General features: G+C 40.1%; 13 protein-coding genes and 8 tRNA genes. 18 read left to right on the top strand and 3 right to left on the bottom strand.

Annotated elements, in window-relative coordinates; genetic code table 11:
- Position 1 precedes the first annotated feature (1 nt).
- From QL986_RS05435 to QL986_RS05460, 6 genes are all read left to right on the top strand, one after another.
- Positions 2–1,180 (top strand): cystathionine beta-lyase, encoded by a 1,179-nt coding sequence (locus QL986_RS05435; protein ID WP_290191296.1) that lies wholly within the window; start codon positions 2–4, stop codon positions 1,178–1,180.
- Positions 1,181–1,323: 143 nt separating this feature from the next.
- Entirely contained in the window at positions 1,324–2,151 is an 828-nt protein-coding gene (locus QL986_RS05440; protein WP_024601640.1) for an ABC transporter permease subunit, read from the top strand.
- Entirely contained in the window at positions 2,148–3,056 is a 909-nt protein-coding gene (locus tag QL986_RS05445; RefSeq protein ID WP_013464586.1) for an ABC transporter ATP-binding protein, read from the top strand. The genes QL986_RS05440 and QL986_RS05445 overlap by 4 nt, the downstream gene beginning before the upstream one ends.
- Positions 3,056–3,430 (top strand): PH domain-containing protein, encoded by a 375-nt coding sequence (locus QL986_RS05450; RefSeq protein ID WP_013464587.1) that lies wholly within the window; start codon positions 3,056–3,058, stop codon positions 3,428–3,430. The genes QL986_RS05445 and QL986_RS05450 overlap by 1 nt, the downstream gene beginning before the upstream one ends.
- A gap of 208 nt (positions 3,431–3,638) precedes the next feature.
- A complete protein-coding gene (locus QL986_RS05455) occupies positions 3,639–4,427 on the top strand; it encodes a putative porin (RefSeq protein ID WP_013464588.1) in 789 nt (262 codons plus the stop codon).
- Positions 4,428–4,640: 213 nt separating this feature from the next.
- On the top strand, positions 4,641–6,917 hold the full coding sequence (locus QL986_RS05460) for an acyl-CoA dehydrogenase (RefSeq protein ID WP_024601641.1): 2,277 nt from the start codon (positions 4,641–4,643) through the stop codon (positions 6,915–6,917).
- Positions 6,918–7,041: 124 nt separating this feature from the next.
- Here QL986_RS05460 and QL986_RS05465 read toward each other — a convergent pair whose 3' ends face one another.
- Together QL986_RS05465 and cysK are read right to left on the bottom strand one after the other, a co-directional pair.
- Positions 7,042–7,491 carry a hypothetical protein gene (locus QL986_RS05465; protein WP_013464590.1) on the bottom strand — a complete coding sequence of 150 codons (450 nt, stop codon included), beginning with the start codon at positions 7,489–7,491 and terminating at the stop codon, positions 7,042–7,044.
- A 145-nt stretch (positions 7,492–7,636) separates the two neighbouring features.
- A complete protein-coding gene (gene cysK, locus QL986_RS05470) occupies positions 7,637–8,605 on the bottom strand; it encodes a cysteine synthase A (protein ID WP_024601642.1) in 969 nt (322 codons plus the stop codon).
- 377 nt (positions 8,606–8,982) lie between these two features.
- Here cysK and QL986_RS05475 point away from each other — a divergent pair, with 377 nt between their 5' ends.
- The 12 genes from QL986_RS05475 (at position 8,983) to QL986_RS05530 (ending at position 14,502) form a co-directional block, all read left to right on the top strand.
- Complete coding sequence (locus tag QL986_RS05475; protein ID WP_016899481.1) at positions 8,983–10,134, top strand: dicarboxylate/amino acid:cation symporter; 1,152 nt, start codon at positions 8,983–8,985, stop codon at positions 10,132–10,134.
- 167 nt (positions 10,135–10,301) lie between these two features.
- A complete protein-coding gene (uvrY, locus tag QL986_RS05480) occupies positions 10,302–10,952 on the top strand; it encodes a UvrY/SirA/GacA family response regulator transcription factor (protein WP_016899482.1) in 651 nt (216 codons plus the stop codon).
- A gap of 9 nt (positions 10,953–10,961) precedes the next feature.
- Positions 10,962–12,785 carry an excinuclease ABC subunit UvrC gene (gene uvrC, locus QL986_RS05485; protein ID WP_024601643.1) on the top strand — a complete coding sequence of 608 codons (1,824 nt, stop codon included), beginning with the start codon at positions 10,962–10,964 and terminating at the stop codon, positions 12,783–12,785.
- A gap of 42 nt (positions 12,786–12,827) precedes the next feature.
- Entirely contained in the window at positions 12,828–13,373 is a 546-nt protein-coding gene (pgsA, locus tag QL986_RS05490; RefSeq protein ID WP_013464594.1) for a CDP-diacylglycerol--glycerol-3-phosphate 3-phosphatidyltransferase, read from the top strand.
- 139 nt (positions 13,374–13,512) lie between these two features.
- Positions 13,513–13,588, top strand: a tRNA-Gly gene (locus QL986_RS05495).
- A gap of 28 nt (positions 13,589–13,616) precedes the next feature.
- A tRNA-Cys gene (locus QL986_RS05500) sits at positions 13,617–13,690 on the top strand.
- Positions 13,691–13,726: 36 nt separating this feature from the next.
- Positions 13,727–13,813: transfer RNA gene (locus QL986_RS05505), tRNA-Leu, on the top strand.
- A 66-nt stretch (positions 13,814–13,879) separates the two neighbouring features.
- Positions 13,880–13,955, top strand: a tRNA-Gly gene (locus QL986_RS05510).
- A gap of 39 nt (positions 13,956–13,994) precedes the next feature.
- A tRNA-Leu gene (locus tag QL986_RS05515) sits at positions 13,995–14,081 on the top strand.
- Between the two features lie 129 nt (positions 14,082–14,210).
- A tRNA-Gly gene (locus QL986_RS05520) sits at positions 14,211–14,286 on the top strand.
- A gap of 18 nt (positions 14,287–14,304) precedes the next feature.
- Positions 14,305–14,378 (top strand) — tRNA-Cys (locus QL986_RS05525).
- 37 nt (positions 14,379–14,415) lie between these two features.
- Positions 14,416–14,502 (top strand) — tRNA-Leu (locus QL986_RS05530).
- A gap of 672 nt (positions 14,503–15,174) precedes the next feature.
- Here the strand turns inward: QL986_RS05530 and QL986_RS05535 are convergent.
- Complete coding sequence (locus QL986_RS05535) at positions 15,175–16,593, bottom strand: sodium:alanine symporter family protein (protein WP_024601644.1); 1,419 nt, start codon at positions 16,591–16,593, stop codon at positions 15,175–15,177.
- Positions 16,594–17,249: the final 656 nt, after the last annotated feature.

Here is a 17,249-nt window from a genome sequence, read left to right on the forward strand (position 1 = left end):
CATGTCGAGCAAAAATAAAAATACTCAGTTAGTCTCATCAGGGCGCAAAAAAGCGTACACCCATGGCGTAGTCAATCCTGTGGTACAGCGCGCTTCAACGATTGTGTTTGATTCTGTGAGTGAGCTTAAAGAAGCGGCTAAAACACGCGGTGATAAAACGTTATTTTATGGCCGTCGTGGCACCACTACGCATTTTGCCCTGCAAGAGGCAATTACTGAACTCGAAGGGGGTGAAGGCTGTGTCTTATACCCATGTGGCGCGGCAGCGATAAGCCAAACATTGTTATCGTTTTTAAAGTCCGGTGATCATATTTTAATAGTGGATACTGTTTACGAGCCAACCCGTGATTTTTGCGACAAGATTTTAGCGGGGCTGGGCATTACTACGACCTATTATCCGCCCATGATTGGCGCAGATATAAAAGAGTACATTCAAGACAATACCAAAGTGTTGTTTTTAGAATCTCCGGGTTCAATTACCATGGAAATTCAAGATGTTCCCGCTATGGTGCAAGTGGCAAATGATCATAATGTGATGACGGTGCTTGATAACACTTATGGTAATGGTTTGCACTATCGCCCACTTGAACATGGTGTTGATATTAGTATTCAAGCGGCAACCAAATATATTGTAGGTCATTCAGATGTGATGATGGGCGTAGCTGTAGCGAATAAAAAATATTGGCCAACACTTCGTGAACACTCTTATTTACTCGGGCAATGCACCAGTGCAGATGATGCGTATTTAGCACTACGAGGTTTGCGTACCATGGCGGTGCGATTAAATCAGCATGAAAAAGCGGCTATTGAGGTTGCTAAATGGTTAGAGCAGCACGAGTTAGTTGATCATATTCGCCACCCAGCATTTGAAACGTGTCCTGGGCATGAATTTTTCAAACGCGATTTTGACGGTAGTAATGGTTTGTTTTCGTTTGTAATGAAAACCGGTAACCAAAAGGCCATTGATGCTTTTTTAGATAGCTTGCAGCATTTTAAAATGGGCTTTTCTTGGGGAGGCTTTGAGAGCTTAGTAACGGCAAACCTATCAATGAAAGGGCTGCGCTCGCAAACAGGATGGGAGCATGGACCTGTTATTCGTTTGCACATTGGCTTAGAAGATGCTGAAGATTTAATTGCCGACTTACAGCAAGCATTAGCTATTTATGAGCAACATTTATAATTACTAATTGTTTAAATTACATTATTTGTTACAAAGCCTACCTCTGAGTAGGCTTTTTTTTGCTAGCAATTCAACGTGTTTACACTTAGTGTTGTTAAATAACGCTTATTTTAAAGCATGAACAACGTCATTAAGGATAGTCAATGGCAACACCATTACCAATAAACGTAGGGCGCTTAACTCAAATTGCGGGTTTTGAGCTTGTACGTATGTTTTTAACTAAACGAGGACTTATTGCACTGGCGGCTTTCGCGCTAGTGTGGCTTGTTATTTTACGTTACCCCATAGGGCAGGCAGTGGGCATTATCAGCTCCCCCGATTTTGAACAAATAGCCCGTGATATTTCCGGCTCTATTGGATTAAATAAGTTACTTGATTGGCCTGAAGCCGAATTTGCTATGTATTGGCTAATTGCTTTGTATAGTTTTCCTGTTTTTAGCTTATTTATTTGTAGTGATCAAACTGTGGGTGACAGAGAGAGGGGGACTTTAAGGTTTTTATCACTGCGCTCAACCCGCTTTGAAATACTCTTTGGTCGATTTTTAGGGCAGTTAGCGGTACTAACCTGTTTAGTTGGCATTACATTGGTAGCGACATTGGCGGTGCTCGGGTTTCGCGATCCGAGCTTACTTGCTGGTGGCGTTGGCCGTGCAGTTTCAATATTTTTAATTCTCATTGTTACTTTTGCGCCGTTTGTTGCGTTAATGAGTTTGATTAATACTTTTGCGAGCTCATCTCGCTTATCTATTGTGTTAGCCATTTTATATTTTACAGCCGGTGGCATTATTGTTGGATTACTAGAGTGGCAAATACCCGCATTAAGTGTGCTTGATTATTTATTCCCTGGTGTGCAAATAGAGTTATTAGCGGGACAGAACTTACCGCTATTGAGTGCATTGGCTATTCCGCTTGTGCAAACAGCGGTGCTACTTGTGGTTGCGCAACGTGTTTTTGCAAGGAGCTCACTATGAAATCATTAATCACAGGGCGTAATTTAAGTAAATCGTACGGCTCAAAACTGGCTCTTAATAATGTGAATTTTGAGATTCAAAAAGGTGCTCCCGTTGCGCTTGTTGGCCCTAATGGCGCAGGAAAAACTACTTTATTTAGTTTGCTGTGCGGCTATATAGCCCCTAGCATGGGAGAGCTTGAAATACTCGGCCATAAACCAGGCAGCGCTGCTTTATTTAATAAAGTGAGTGCATTACCGCAAGATGCCCAGCTTGATCCGCGTTTTAATATAGATAAACAACTTAGTTTTTATGCCAAGCTACAAGGCATGAGTACTAAGCAAAGCCACGTAGAGGCACTTCGTGTGCTTGATTTAGTGGGCCTTAGCGAAATTGCAAAAAACCGCGCTGGGGATTTATCCCACGGTATGCGCAAGCGTGTAACCATAGCGCAAGCATTAATTGGCTCACCACAAATTGTAATGTTAGATGAAGCCACGGCAGGGCTTGATCCTATTCATGCCAGAGAAGTGCGCGAGTTGGTATCTCAGTTAAGTGACCAAGCGACGTTTATTTTAAGTTCACATGATTTAACTGAATTAGAACGACTGTGTTCCCAAGTACTCCATTTGGATAAAGGCGTATTAAGCGAGCACCAAACTAAAGCAGTGAACACCGATAAGCACTTTTACACCTTAATGCTTAGCGACGTGTATCAAAATGTGGAGCAACAACTCCAAGCACTTGAGGGGGTGAGTCGTGTTTATATGAGCCAGCACAAAGAGTACGTGATTGAGTATCAACCAACCAGTGATCCGCTCGATATAGCACTATTGCAATTTTGTCGCCAACATAATTGGCAGTATCGGCAGTTAGTAAATGGCCATACATTAGAAAATCAAATATTTAAACAGGAGAAACTATAATGGGACTATTTAGTGGTTTAATGGGTAATGCCAGTGAAGTGGATGACGCTGATTTAGAGAAAGTGTTGGCAAATACCCTTATTGAAGGTGAGCAAGTTGAAAAAGCGTATAAAGTTGTCCGTGATATGTTTATCTTTACTAATAAGCGACTTATTTTAATCGATAAGCAAGGCGTGACAGGGTCTAAAATGGAAATGATCAGTATTGCCTATTCTAAAATTACTAAATTCAGTAAAGAGAGTGCGGGGCACTTTGATTTAGACGCCGAGTTAAAAATATGGGTAGGTTCAGATCCAACGCCTATTAGCAAGGACTTTAAAGCAGGTGATAACATAAATGATGTTTATAGGATAATCAGCCAGTATTCATTATAGAAACAAACAAAAATCGGTGTAAAATTAAAGTAATTGTTTACAGCTTGTTGCGATTACTTTAACATAAATTACTCCAACACTTTCTTACAAATTCCCTAACAAATACAATTGCTTGATTCAGTTTTCGTTCAGTTTCGCGGCGTTAGCATACCCCCACTTTAGCAATGTAGTTAAAGTACAAAAACAATGTACATAGGGATGTTTCATTATGAAAAAGTTAGCAATTATTATTTCAGGTCTTTTATTATCAAGTGCTGCACACGCTGCAGATAGCTATCAATCAATCAGTAACTTAGGCTACACAGATACTGATAACAACGATACTATCAGCGTGGACTCTACTTACTACTTCTCTCCAAAGAGCACACTAGGTCCATACGACCAATTCGAATACATTAACAAGCAAAGCAACGTATTTGGTGGCTACGCTGATGACGATTTTGGCGATGTGACTGCTATTGGTGGTGAATACTTCGTTGAAGATTTTGTTGTTGGTGCGTCTTACCAAAATGCTGATTACAACTCTAACAACGAGTCATACACACTTTCTGCTGGTTACTTCTTCAACCCTGACTTACTTGCAAAAGTAAGATTTGTTGATCAAAAAGATGGTGATAACGTTACATTCTTTTCTTTAGCATACAACCACATGCTAAACGATACAGATTACGTAGGTATCACTGTAGAATCAGATGATGATTTTGATTCTCGTTCAGTAGCTGCTAAATACTTTGTTGATTTACAACAAGGTAACTACTTAACAGTAGAAGGTACATTTGTAAGCCTTGACGAAGCAGATGATCAATGGAACGTAGAAACAAACTACTACTTCTCTAAAGCGACTTCTGTATTTGCAGCTTACGATAAAGAAGACAACTACAGCTTTGGTGCTCAACACTTCATCAATAAAAACATTGGTTTAAAAGTGGGTTACGGCAACAACGCAGATGACTCAGATAACGATGCTTACTTTGCTAACATGCGTTTTCAGTTTTAATTAAATAATTAAAACCAGTTAAGTAGTAAAAAGCCCACATTTTGTGGGCTTTTTGCTGTGTGTAATAAATTAGTGACTTTACTCATCGTTATATTTTAATCGCAATAGAATAACTTCATCATTTAGTGGCACTCGTCTGACAGCCCATTGTATTTAAATTAAGATCGGTCATAATTAAATCAGTGTTTTTATAACTGTAAAAGGAATGTGCTCATGTCAGTATTTATTATATTACTGGTTGTGGTGGTCGTGGTGTTTGCGATTAAAGATATCCGCCTTAATTTAATTACTCGACCTACTTTTAAGATGTTTAAAAAGGTGTTGCCGCCATTATCGCAAACAGAGCGAGAAGCCATGGAAGCGGGCGATGTTTGGTGGGATGGCGAGTTATTTAGTGGTGAACCTGACTGGCAAAAATTACATAATTATCCGCGCCCTAAGTTAAGTGAAAAAGAAACTGCATTTATAGATAATCAAGTTGAAACTTTATTAGCCATGCTTGATGACTATAAAATTGTACAAAAAGACAAAGATTTACCTAAAGAGGTTTGGGATTTTTTAAAAACCGAAGGTTTTTTTGCAATGATCATCCCTGAAAAATTTGGGGGTCTTGAATTCTCTGCTATTGCTAATTCCACCATAGTGTCAAAAATTGCGACTAAAAGCTTAACGGCCGCCGTAACGGTCATGGTACCAAATAGCTTAGGTCCTGGTGAGTTATTACTGCATTACGGAACAAGTGAGCAACAAAATCGTTGGTTACCTAGCCTTGCAAAAGGCGACGATGTACCTTGTTTTGCATTAACGGGCCCAGAGGCTGGCTCTGATGCTGGCAGTATTCCAGATTCAGGCGTGGTGTGCAAAGGCGAGCATGATGGTAAGGAAGTGTTGGGACTGCGTTTAAATTGGTCAAAACGTTACATTACCCTTGCGCCTGTGGCGACTGTGTTAGGTCTTGCATTTAAAATGTACGATCCAGATGGATTGTTAGGCGATGAAAAAGAGCTCGGAATAACGTGTGCACTTATTCCAACTGATCACCCAGGTGTTAAAACAGGAGAGCGTCATTACCCACTTAACATGGCGTTTATGAATGGCACAACGTACGGTAAGGATGTATTTATTCCGCTTGATTGGATTATAGGTGGCCAGCAAGGGGCAGGGCGCGGTTGGCGCATGCTAGTAGAGTGTTTAAGCGCAGGGCGTGGTATTTCATTACCGGCATTAAGCACAGCGACAGGGCACTTGGCAGCTAAGATGACCTCGGCTTATACGGTTGTACGCCAACAGTTTGGCGTGTCAATTGGGCAATTTGAAGGCGTACAAGAAGGGTTGGCACGTATTGGTGGACTAACTTATGCATTGGAATCATGCCGATTAATGACCGCAGGTGCAATTGATTTAAAACTTAGCCCGTCAGTAGTGACTGCTATTGCAAAGTACCACATGACAGAAATGGGTCGAACGGTAATGAATGATGCAATGGACATTCATGCAGGTAAAGGGATTCAGGTTGGGCCTAATAACTATTTAGCACACGGTTATATGGGTATTCCCGTCTCTATTACCGTAGAGGGCGCCAATATTCTTACCCGTAACCTTATGATATTTGGCCAAGGTGCAACCCGTTGTCATCCTTTTGTGTTAAAAGAAATGGAAGTTGCAGCAATGGATGACGATGATGCTGCACTTGAGCAATTTGATGGCTTGTTAATGAAGCACATTGTATTTGCACTGAGTAATGCAAGTATGGCCTTGGTGCATGGTTTGACTCGCAGCTACTTTGCCAAAGCGCCTGTGTGTGGAGAGACGGCCGTCTATTATAAACAATTAGGTAGAATGAGCCGAGGATTGGCGTTCACAACGGATGTTGCAATGTTGATGTTAGGTGGTGAACTTAAACGTAAAGAAATGATATCGGCACGTTTAGGCGATGTGTTAAGTCATTTATATATTGCATCAACGGTATTAAAGCGTTTTGAAGATGAAGGGCGTCAACAAGCTGATTTGCCTTTTGTAAAATATGCTATAGAGACATCGTTATATGCAATAGGCCAAGCATTTGATGGCTTCTTTAAAAACTTTTCTAATCCAGTGATTAACTTTGCACTTAAGCGTATTGTTTTTCCATTAGGTAACCATTATCACAAACCAAGTGATGCTATTGCCCAGCGTATTTGCGAGCACATGACTCAACCAGGGGTATTTAGAAATAGACTTACCCATTTGTGTTATGTGGATGAAAATGCCGGAACGGGTGTTATGGAAAATGCTTTCTTAGCAATGCACGATATGCACAATCAATTTAAGCAGTTGAAACAGTGGCAACGAAAAGGCAAGGTGCCTGCCACCTATGATATTGAACAAGCGATTGATTACGCACTTGAACATGAGTTAGTAACTAAAGTTGATGGTGAAGCAATGCATCATGCCAATAAGCTAAGAATGCAGGCTATTGCGGTTGATAACTTTAAACCTGAAGACATTTAACACTGGATTATAATAATGTAGATAATAAAAAAGCCTTAAGTTTATGATTTAAGGCTTTTTTTATGTTGTGTATTTTTTTAAGCTCGAATATACGGTTATCGTTACTAAGGCTCTGAATGACTGATCAGCGCCCGTAAGGATCGGCGATGATTTTATCTACGTACCACTTACCTTTTATTTTAAGCATTTCGATGCTGCGGAAATCATCGATTTTTTTACCATTAAAATAACCGGTAAACACAATGTTTATTTTAGCCTGATTGCCATACTGTTCTCGCAGGCTTGAATTTGACATATCAATTTCAATCACAACTTCATCGTATTGTAAATTAATAAGACTACGCGCAAACTGTTTGGCCGTCCCATACGATTTCATTATGCGGGCTAATTTAGGCGTTGCGAAATCGCTGGCTTTTTGCAAGTTATGCTGGTTATAAAGCGCATCAAAATACACAGTAGCAGTGTCGCCTGGACGATCATTGTCAATATACTGCTCTTTAGGTTTAGTATTTTCATTACAGCCAACGATCAAAATACTAAAAATGAGCACAAAAATGGTTAAAATTGTTTTCATATTTGGTCAGGTTGATTACTTATACATAAAGTGTGTGATGGAATGGAGAAGATGTAAAGAGGAGTGAACTAAATAGATAGTAACTTATTAAAAAAGCAATAAAAAAGGATGTTAAAAAACATCCTTTTTTAATCAGAACGCTCGATTATTGAACAAGCTCTTGTTCGCTAAACTCTTCGTCAAACATCGGGCTTGATAAGTAACGCTCTGTTGCACTTGGCAAAATAACCACAATATTTTTATCTGCATTTTCAGGACGTTCAGCAATACGTTTCGCTGCAACCACAGCTGCACCTGATGAAATACCAACTAAAATCCCTTCTTTTTTCATTAGCTCGTGACACATTGCTATACATTCTTCATTAGAGACTTGCTCTACACCATCAATTATTGATAGGTCTAAATTCCCAGGAATAAAGCCTGCACCAATACCTTGAATCTTATGTGGCCCAGGTTTTACTTCTTCACCAGCAAGTGTTTGGCTAATTACCGGAGAGTGGCTTGGCTCTACAGCGATTGATTTTACATTTAAGCCTTTTTCTTTTTTAAGATAACGGCTTACACCTGTGATAGTTCCACCAGTACCAACGCCTGCAACAAAGAAATCGATTTTGCAATCAAGTGCATCAAAGATTTCTGGGCCAGTTGTTTCAAAGTGAATTTTAGGGTTTGCAGGGTTTTCAAATTGTTGTAATAAAATAAACTTTTCAGGGGCTGATGCTTGAATTTCTTTGGCCTTAGCAATAGCACCGTTCATACCTTTAGCACCGTCTGTTAGTACAAGATTAGCACCGAGTGCTTTTAATAGCTTACGACGTTCTAAGCTCATGGTGTTTGGCATTGTAAGCGTTAATTTGTAGCCGCGTGAGGCTGCTACGAATGCCAGTGCAATGCCCGTGTTACCTGATGTTGGCTCTATAAGCTCTTTATCTTTGGTAAGTTGACCTGATTTTTCAGCTTCCCAAATCATCGATGCACCAATGCGGCATTTAATACTAAAGCTTGGGTTACGCGACTCAACTTTAGCGTATACATTCCCACCTGTAACACGGTTAAGTTTTACCAACGGTGTGTTACCGATGCTTAGTGAGTTATCTTCAAAAATAGTAGACATAATGTTCCTTTAGGTACAATCTGATCAACACATTAACAGTTAGTCTGTTAACTTTATAAGCCTACTTTACTGTGAGATAAAAAAAGTTAAAGTAAGCTTTGGCTATAACATATATTAATTCCGCTTATAACGGATTGAACTAAAAACTTAACCTGTTATTTTTTTAGTTATTAAAAAGGTGAACTTGAAGCCATTTGTTCGTTTTTAACTTTGTACTGTATTTTTTGTTTATGTAGTCGTTATTTAAACAAATCAACACTACATACTTATATTTTGTTGGTTAATTGTGCAAATGAACTGCGGTTGAACAGTTTATTGACACAAACTATTCAAAACATGATAAAAACACATTATCTAAATTCAATAAAGTAATCACCATGAAGTTAATCTTAAAATTAATTGCCGGTATTGTGGCCGGTATTTTAGTCGGACTCTATATTCCCTTAACTGGCGTTGAGCTTTTATACACAGTAAAAGAGCTTATTGGCCAGCTTATTAGTTTTACAATTCCACTGATTATTTTGTTTTTTATTGCCTCTGGGATTGCCGGGCTTCCTAAAGGGTCAGGGCATTTACTGGGAAAAACGGTTGGTTTTGCTTACGGCTCAACAATTATTGCCGGTACCTTAGCGTTTTTATTAGTCACAGCGATTATTCCGTTCCTAAGCGGTGGAATTTCATTTGAAGCTGAAGCAGTCACCGAGGTAGGTAGCTTTATTGACTTAGAAATTCCACCATTAATGGGTGTAATGACTGCTTTAGTCACAGCATTTGTATTTGGTATTGGTATGAGCCAGCTAGGTTTAGACACATTAAAAACGGTGTCTGATCAAGGGCGCGATATTATAGATGGTTTACTTGCTAAAGTAATTATCCCAGCATTACCGTTTTACATTGCGGGTGTGTTTGCTGAAATGACCGTGGCAGGTACCGTTGTTGATACATTACAGGCCTTTGGTGTAGTACTCATTGCCGCATTAGTGATGCATTGGTTATGGTTGAGTGTGCTTTATATTGTATCGGGCCTATTACTTAAGCGTAATCCTATTGAGCTAATTAAAAACATGCTACCTGCGTACTTTACTGCATTAGGAACCATGTCGAGCGCGGCAACCATTCCAGTCTCTTTGCAATCAAGTAAAGCAAATAATGTTAAAGAAGATGTAGCTAACTTTACAGTCCCATTATGTGCCACTATTCATCTATCAGGTTCAACAATTACAATAGTTACCTGTGCTATGGCTGTGATGTTTTTATCGCCTAGCATGGAAGTACCTTCACTAATGGCTATGCTGCCATTCATTATGATGCTAGGTGTGGTTATGATTGCTGCACCAGGTGCCCCAGGTGGCGCGGTAATGTCGGCGTTAGGTTTATTAACTAGTATGCTTGGTTTCAACGAAGGTGCAGTGGCACTAATGATTGCGCTGTACCTTGCACAAGATAGCTTCGGCACTGCGTGTAATGTAACTGGCGACGGTATCATTGCTTTGTGGGTAGACCGTTTTAGTGAAAAAGCCTCAGCTTAAATCACTATGGTGTATTTACCTACGATAGGTAAATACGCTTTGACAATATCGGGTCATAGCGACCGACGGCGAAAGCATAATATTAGTTATGGTTTCGTCGTATCTATGCTAATGTTGAAAATTAATTTTGTTAACTTGCATCTTATTAGGCTAGTGAGGGTGTTCCATTGATTAACGTACTTTTAGTTGATGACCATGAACTTGTGCGCACAGGGATCAGACGTATTCTTGATGACATACGTGGTTTTAAAGTAATAGGTGAAGCTAAAACAGGCGAAGAGGCTGTACAGTTTTGTCGTCAACATGCGCCAAATATAGTATTAATGGATATGAACATGCCTGGTATGGGCGGGCTTGAGGCAACTAAAAAGATTTGCCGTTATTGTCCCGATGTAAAAATTATTGTGCTTACAGTTAATTGTGAAGACCCATTTCCGAGCAAGGTTATGCAAATTGGTGCTCATGGTTTTTTAACCAAGGGGGCAGGATCTGATGAAATGGTGCGTGCTATACGTTGCGTGCATGCAGGGCAACGTTATATTGCGCCAGAAATAGCACAGCAAATTGCGCTTGCTCAGGTTACTGGGCGAACTGATGAAAACCCATTTCAAAGTTTGTCTGAGCGTGAACTGCAAATTATGCTGATGATCACCAAAGGTGAAAAAGCACAGGATATTGCTGAGCGCTTAAATTTAAGCTCTAAAACAGTAAACAGTTATCGCTATCGTATGTTTGAAAAGCTTAACGTAGGGGGCGATGTAGAGCTTACTCATTTAGCCATACGTTACAAAATGATTGATATAGATATCTCTTACTAGTCGATATATATGTCTGAATTTGATCATGCCCAGTTTTTAAAAACATTATCGAGTGAGCCTGGCGTTTATCGCATGCTCGATAATGACAACCAAGTTATTTATGTCGGTAAAGCTAAAAGTTTAAAAAAACGGGTGAGCAGTTACTTTCGCAGCAACATTACCGACAGCAAAACCCGTGTTTTAGTGAGTAATATTTGTAATATTGAAGTCACACTTACTAATACAGAAACAGAAGCGCTTCTGCTTGAAAATAACCTCATTAAGAAATATCAGCCACGTTATAATATTCTGTTACGTGATGATAAATCGTACCCGTACATATTACTCACGAATCATAAGCACCCTCGTTTAGCCTTTCATCGTGGTAGCAGAAAAGTAAAAGGCGAATATTTTGGCCCGTTTCCAAGCGCTGGAGCCGTATCAGAAAGTTTGCGCTTAATGCAAAAAATATTTCCGGTACGTCAATGTGAAGACGCTTACTACCGTGCGCGTAGTCGGCCATGCTTGCAATACCAATTAAAACGTTGCTCTGCGCCGTGTGTTAATAAAGTCTCTGAAGATGAATACGCGCAGCAAGTTGATTATGTCCGTAAATTTTTAACCGGTAAATCCCATGAAGTAATAGCCGAACTTATCGCTAAAATGGAAAAAGCCAGTGAGCAGCTTAACTTTGAACTCGCAGCTAAAGTTCGCGACCAAATTATGCTATTGCGTAAAATGCAGGAGCAGCAGTCTATCTCAGGTAATTTTGCTGAAATGGATGTTGTAGGTTTTGCCCATTTAAATGGCTTAAATGGGATTCATCTACTAATGATCCGCGATCATAAAGTGCTGGGTAGTAAGACTTACTTTCCAAAGGTGCCTAAAGACTCACAGGAGCAGGAAATCTTAACCTCTTTCTTAGGCCAATATTACTTAGCACCGGGAGCAACAGGACGCATTGCCAAAGAAATCATCTTACCATTTGAAATAGAAGAAAGTGATGCGCTCAGCGAAGCACTAACTCAAATTAGTGAACGTAAGGTATCGCTTAAAGTGGTTACCCGTGGTGAGCGTGCACAGTATTTACAGTTAGCGAATAAAAACGCATTAAATAGTATTACGGTTAAGCAAAGCACTCAAGACTCTATAAACAAGCGTTATGCTCAATTAAAGGCTACCTTGCGTCTTGATGACATTAATCGCATGGAATGTTTTGATATCAGCCACACCATGGGCGAAAACACCGTGGCCAGTTGTGTTGTCTTTGATTCTCAAGGGCCTAACAATAAAGAATATCGTCGTTACAACGTCACGGGCATAACCGGTGGCGATGATTACGCCGCTATGGAATTTGCACTAAACAAACGTTATAACAAGTTAGTGGATGAAGATAAAATTCCTGATGTTATTTTTATTGATGGTGGTAAAGGCCAATTAGGTAGGGCAGAACAATACTTTGAAAACTGGCCGCATGCAAAAATGCCACTATTAGTTGGGGTTGCAAAAGGCACTAGCCGTAAACCAGGCCTTGAAACTTTACTTATTGACGGTGGGCGTAAAACTATTCCTATGGATTCTGATGCACCCGCACTGCATTTAATTCAGCATATTCGCGATGAGTCGCATCGCTTTGCTATTGCAGGACATCGAAATAAGCGTCAAAAACAGCGAACTCAGTCGCTATTAGAAGAAATAGATGGCGTTGGTTCAAAGCGTCGACAAACATTATTAAAATATTTAGGGGGCATGCAAGGCGTAAAAGCTGCTAATATAGAACAGCTAAAGAAAGTTCCTGGGATCAGTCCTGACATGGCTGAGAAGATATTTAACCATTTGCATGACAAGGGCTAGCCCTATGTGCGAATATAGAAAAAAAGACATATCCAAGTAGTTATGTGGAATATTCCAAACACACTCACAACGTTTAGACTCTTTCTTATCCCCATTTTTTTGGTGATATTTTATATGCCTTATTCATGGGCATTCTTTGTTGCTGCCTTTATTTTTTGGCTTGCTTCAATCACTGACATACTCGATGGCTATTTAGCGCGTAAGCTTGAACAATCAACGCCTTTTGGTGCGTTTTTAGACCCTGTTGCTGATAAAGTAATGGTGTGCGCTGCTTTGGTTGCTTTATCTGAGCATTATCAATCTTTGTATATGACTATTCCTGCACTTATTATCATAAGCCGTGAAATTGTTATATCGGCGCTACGAGAATGGATGGCTGAGCAAGGCAAACGCGGCAATGTAGCTGTATCCGATATGGGTAAGTTAAAAACCGCAGCGCAAATGTTAGCCATTATTGGCCTAATTTGGCAGTACGATACCTGGATGATGTATTTAAGCTATGGCTTACTTTATATAGCGACGTTTTTAACGCTCAGTTCTATGGTGCAATATTTAGTTGCAGCATGGGCAGAATTGACCAAAAATTGATTGTAAACGTCTAATAACGCACCATTTTAGATAAAAAATAATCAAACAGTTCAAAAGTAGCATTTTTTGTGTTGACGCGTTTAATAATCTCTGTAGAATGCGTCCGTGTTGAGAGGGCATAGCCCCCTAGATAAACAAAGCGGCACTAGCTCAGTTGGTAGAGCGCGACCTTGCCAAGGTCGAGGTCACGAGTTCGAGCCTCGTGTGCCGCTCCAGTTTATCTTAAAGCTAACCTAGTATTGAGGCGGAATGGCAGAGTGGCCATGCACCGGATTGCAAATCCGTTTACCCCGGTTCGACTCCGGGTTCCGCCTCCAATCAACACTCCACACGCTTTAATTAGCAAACTCGATGCCCGAGTGGTGGAATTGGTAGACACAAGGGATTTAAAATCCCTCGACTAACAAGTCGTGCCGGTTCAAGTCCGGCCTCGGGCACCACGTTGTGGTTTGGTTACATACACCAATATGTAACTTATAAAAAATATTATTTAGAATTAATATGATGCGGCACTAGCTCAGTTGGTAGAGCGCGACCTTGCCAAGGTCGAGGTCACGAGTTCGAGCCTCGTGTGCCGCTCCATATTAGTTTTATCCACTTGCTTTAAATAGCAAACTCGATGCCCGAGTGGTGGAATTGGTAGACACAAGGGATTTAAAATCCCTCGACTAACAAGTCGTGCCGGTTCAAGTCCGGCCTCGGGCACCACTTTTAATTATTGACCAAGTTAATTAAAAGTTGATAAATACTTATTTTATGAGGCACTAACTCAGTTACCAGAACGTTTTACCGCGACATGGTCGCGCACCAACGTACAAATTACTGATAAAGTTTTATGCGGCACTAGCTCAGTTGGTAGAGCGCGACCTTGCCAAGGTCGAGGTCACGAGTTCGAGCCTCGTGTGCCGCTCCAAATTATTTGATATGTTTAGGCGGAATGGCAGAGTGGCCATGCACCGGATTGCAAATCCGTTTACCCCGGTTCGACTCCGGGTTCCGCCTCCAAATAATTACTCCACACGCTTTAACTAGCAAACTCGATGCCCGAGTGGTGGAATTGGTAGACACAAGGGATTTAAAATCCCTCGACTAACAAGTCGTGCCGGTTCAAGTCCGGCCTCGGGCACCACTTTATATTCTTTCCGTAAAATCTAATTAAATCATCATATCTTTATTACTAAGTCCCTTGAAGCACACTAATTTACTACCCCCTGTTGTTATCAATAATGGTTTGTTGCAAGGTCTGATACATACTCTTGGCTCACCAATAGACTGTCATTGAACACTTCAGACTTTTTTACAAGTTAATCAAGGTGTAGTGTAGGTCGTTAGCTAAATCATAAACTAGACTTTTTAATACCAATTCGCTTAATTAAGCGGTCTATTTTGAGGCAGGAAAAACGGGTTGATAGCTAGGCAAAAAATTCGCTATTTAGTTGTTCTAAATGAGAATTTTTTAACACAGATAGCGACACGTTTAGCCCCGCAAAATGATTGAGTATTATTGCGGATTGGTATAATAAGCGCAGTGTTAGTTATTATGGTTATGCAGTAATGTATATAAACCTAAGCAGGGATGTCGTTATAAGCATTCAGACCTACTACATAGGTTATTAAATTTACTTGTAGGATGCTTATAATGTTTGGATAAGGTGAGCTTATAGGTAGGTTGGGCGGCTTTAATAACGTCTATCTTCACACTAGTAATTTATCAGTAACTTTTAGATTAAAGTTAAATCAATAAAAAACCCGAAATGACAATGGCCGTTTCGGGTTTTTAACTTGAAGTTATAAAAACTAATTATTTATGCCAAATACCTTTTGGAATAGTTTTATTGAGTTTGTCGTTCTTACTTGGATCAAACGTCGGTAACTTTCCGGCGCGTCGCTGAGCGTTATAATCTTTAGCAAGCCACACGACAACACCTGAGAGCATAAATAATGCGATTACGTTCACTATTGCCATTAAGCCCATAGATACATCAGCTAATGTCCACACTAGTGGTAATTCGCCCAATGCACCAAACATTACCATACCTAACACTAATAACCTGAAGATCAACATGCCAGATGCGTGGTTATGTTCTAAGAATAATAAGTTCGTTTCAGCATACGAGTAGTTAGCCACAATTGATGTAAATGCAAAAAACAAAATAGCGACTGCTACAAATATGGCACCCCAGCTGCCTACATGTTCTTCAAGGGCTGCTTGTGTAAGCGCTATACCCGTTACATCTGAGCCTGGCACTAATTGCTCTGATAATAAAATAAGAGCAGCAGTTGCAGTACAAATAATAATAGTATCTACAAATACACCCAGCATTTGTACATACCCCTGTGAAGCAGGGTGAGGTGGGTTTGGTGTTGCAGTTGCTGCAGCATTCGCAGCACTACCCATACCGGCTTCGTTTGAGAACAAGCCGCGCTTGATCCCTTGGATCATCGCTTGCATTACACCATAACCAATTGCCCCCGCACCCGCTTGCTCAATACCAAAAGCACTTCTGATCACATGCATAAATACATTAGGTAACTCAGTGTAATTTACAGCACATATATAAAGTGCAACCACAAGGTAAGCAGCAGCCATAAATGGAACGGCTAATTCAGCAAATCGAGAAATGGTTTTTAGACCGCCAAATATAATAATACCTGACCCAATAACAAGAGCGATACCGACTATATAGTTAGGGATACCAAAGGCGACTTCAAAAGCCGCAGCAATAGAATTTGACTGTACTGCGTTAAAAACTAAACCAAAGGCTAAAATTAAGCACAATGAAAAGACAACACCCATCCAACGCTTACCAAGTCCGTACTCCATATAATAGGCCGGACCACCACGGAAGTTACCTTCTTCATCGCGTATTTTATAAGCTTGTGCCAATGTACTTTCAGCAAAGCTAGTAGCCATACCAATTAAAGCAATTAACCACATCCAAAAAATAGCACCTGCGCCACCTAAATAAAGTGCAACGGCAACACCTGCCATATTACCAGTACCAACACGGGCTGCTAAAGATGTACAAAATGCTTGGAAAGAAGAAATGCCGCCGTCAGAGCCTTGACGACTTTGAAACATGACTTTAATCATATGTGGAAACTGTACAAATTGGATAAAACCAAGACGTATTGTAAAAAATAGCCCTGCTGCTATTAATAAGTACACTAAAATATGACCCCATAAGAGACCACTTATACTATTTATTATATCTGTCATGTGCGTTACCTAGTGAACGAGTTGTAAATATCGGGCGCAACTTACCACAAGCACAGTAAATAGTTTAGTAAACAGCGTAAAAAAATGAGTTATCCACAGGGTTTTGTGGGTAACATGTGTGTCTAGGTGGGGTATCTTTGGGGTAAAAATTAAATGCAAAAAAGCCTTTAAAAACGCTTGCGTTAAAATCGATTCGCCCTATAATGCGACCCCACTGAGACGGCAGAGCGCAACGCATAGCGAGGCACGAGCTACTCAGTGAGTCGAGTAAAACTTAGTTTCGAAAACTTTCAAGTTTAACAAAATTAAGTGTTGACAAAAAAATAGGAAAGCGTAATATGCGCAGCCCTAGCGAGTTAAAGTTAAACGCTTTAATCGCAACGTTCTTTAACAATATAAAGCAATCATCTGTGTGGGCACTCGTACAGATTGAGTTCTAACAGCCAAGCTATTTAGGTAGTGAGGCAAACAAATTTAGAGTCTCAATTTAAACTGAGTGACCAACAGAATAATTATTTCGATAATTATTCAGCACAGTCAATTCAATATCGAAAGATATTAAATAAATTCAGAATTCATTGAGCTGTCGAAAGACATAAAACTTTTTAATTGAAGAGTTTGATCATGGCTCAGATTGAACGCTGGCGGCAGGCCTA

It is taken from the genome of Pseudoalteromonas sp. APC 3250, from assembly GCF_030407915.1.
Lineage (GTDB): Bacteria > Pseudomonadota > Gammaproteobacteria > Enterobacterales > Alteromonadaceae > Pseudoalteromonas > Pseudoalteromonas tetraodonis.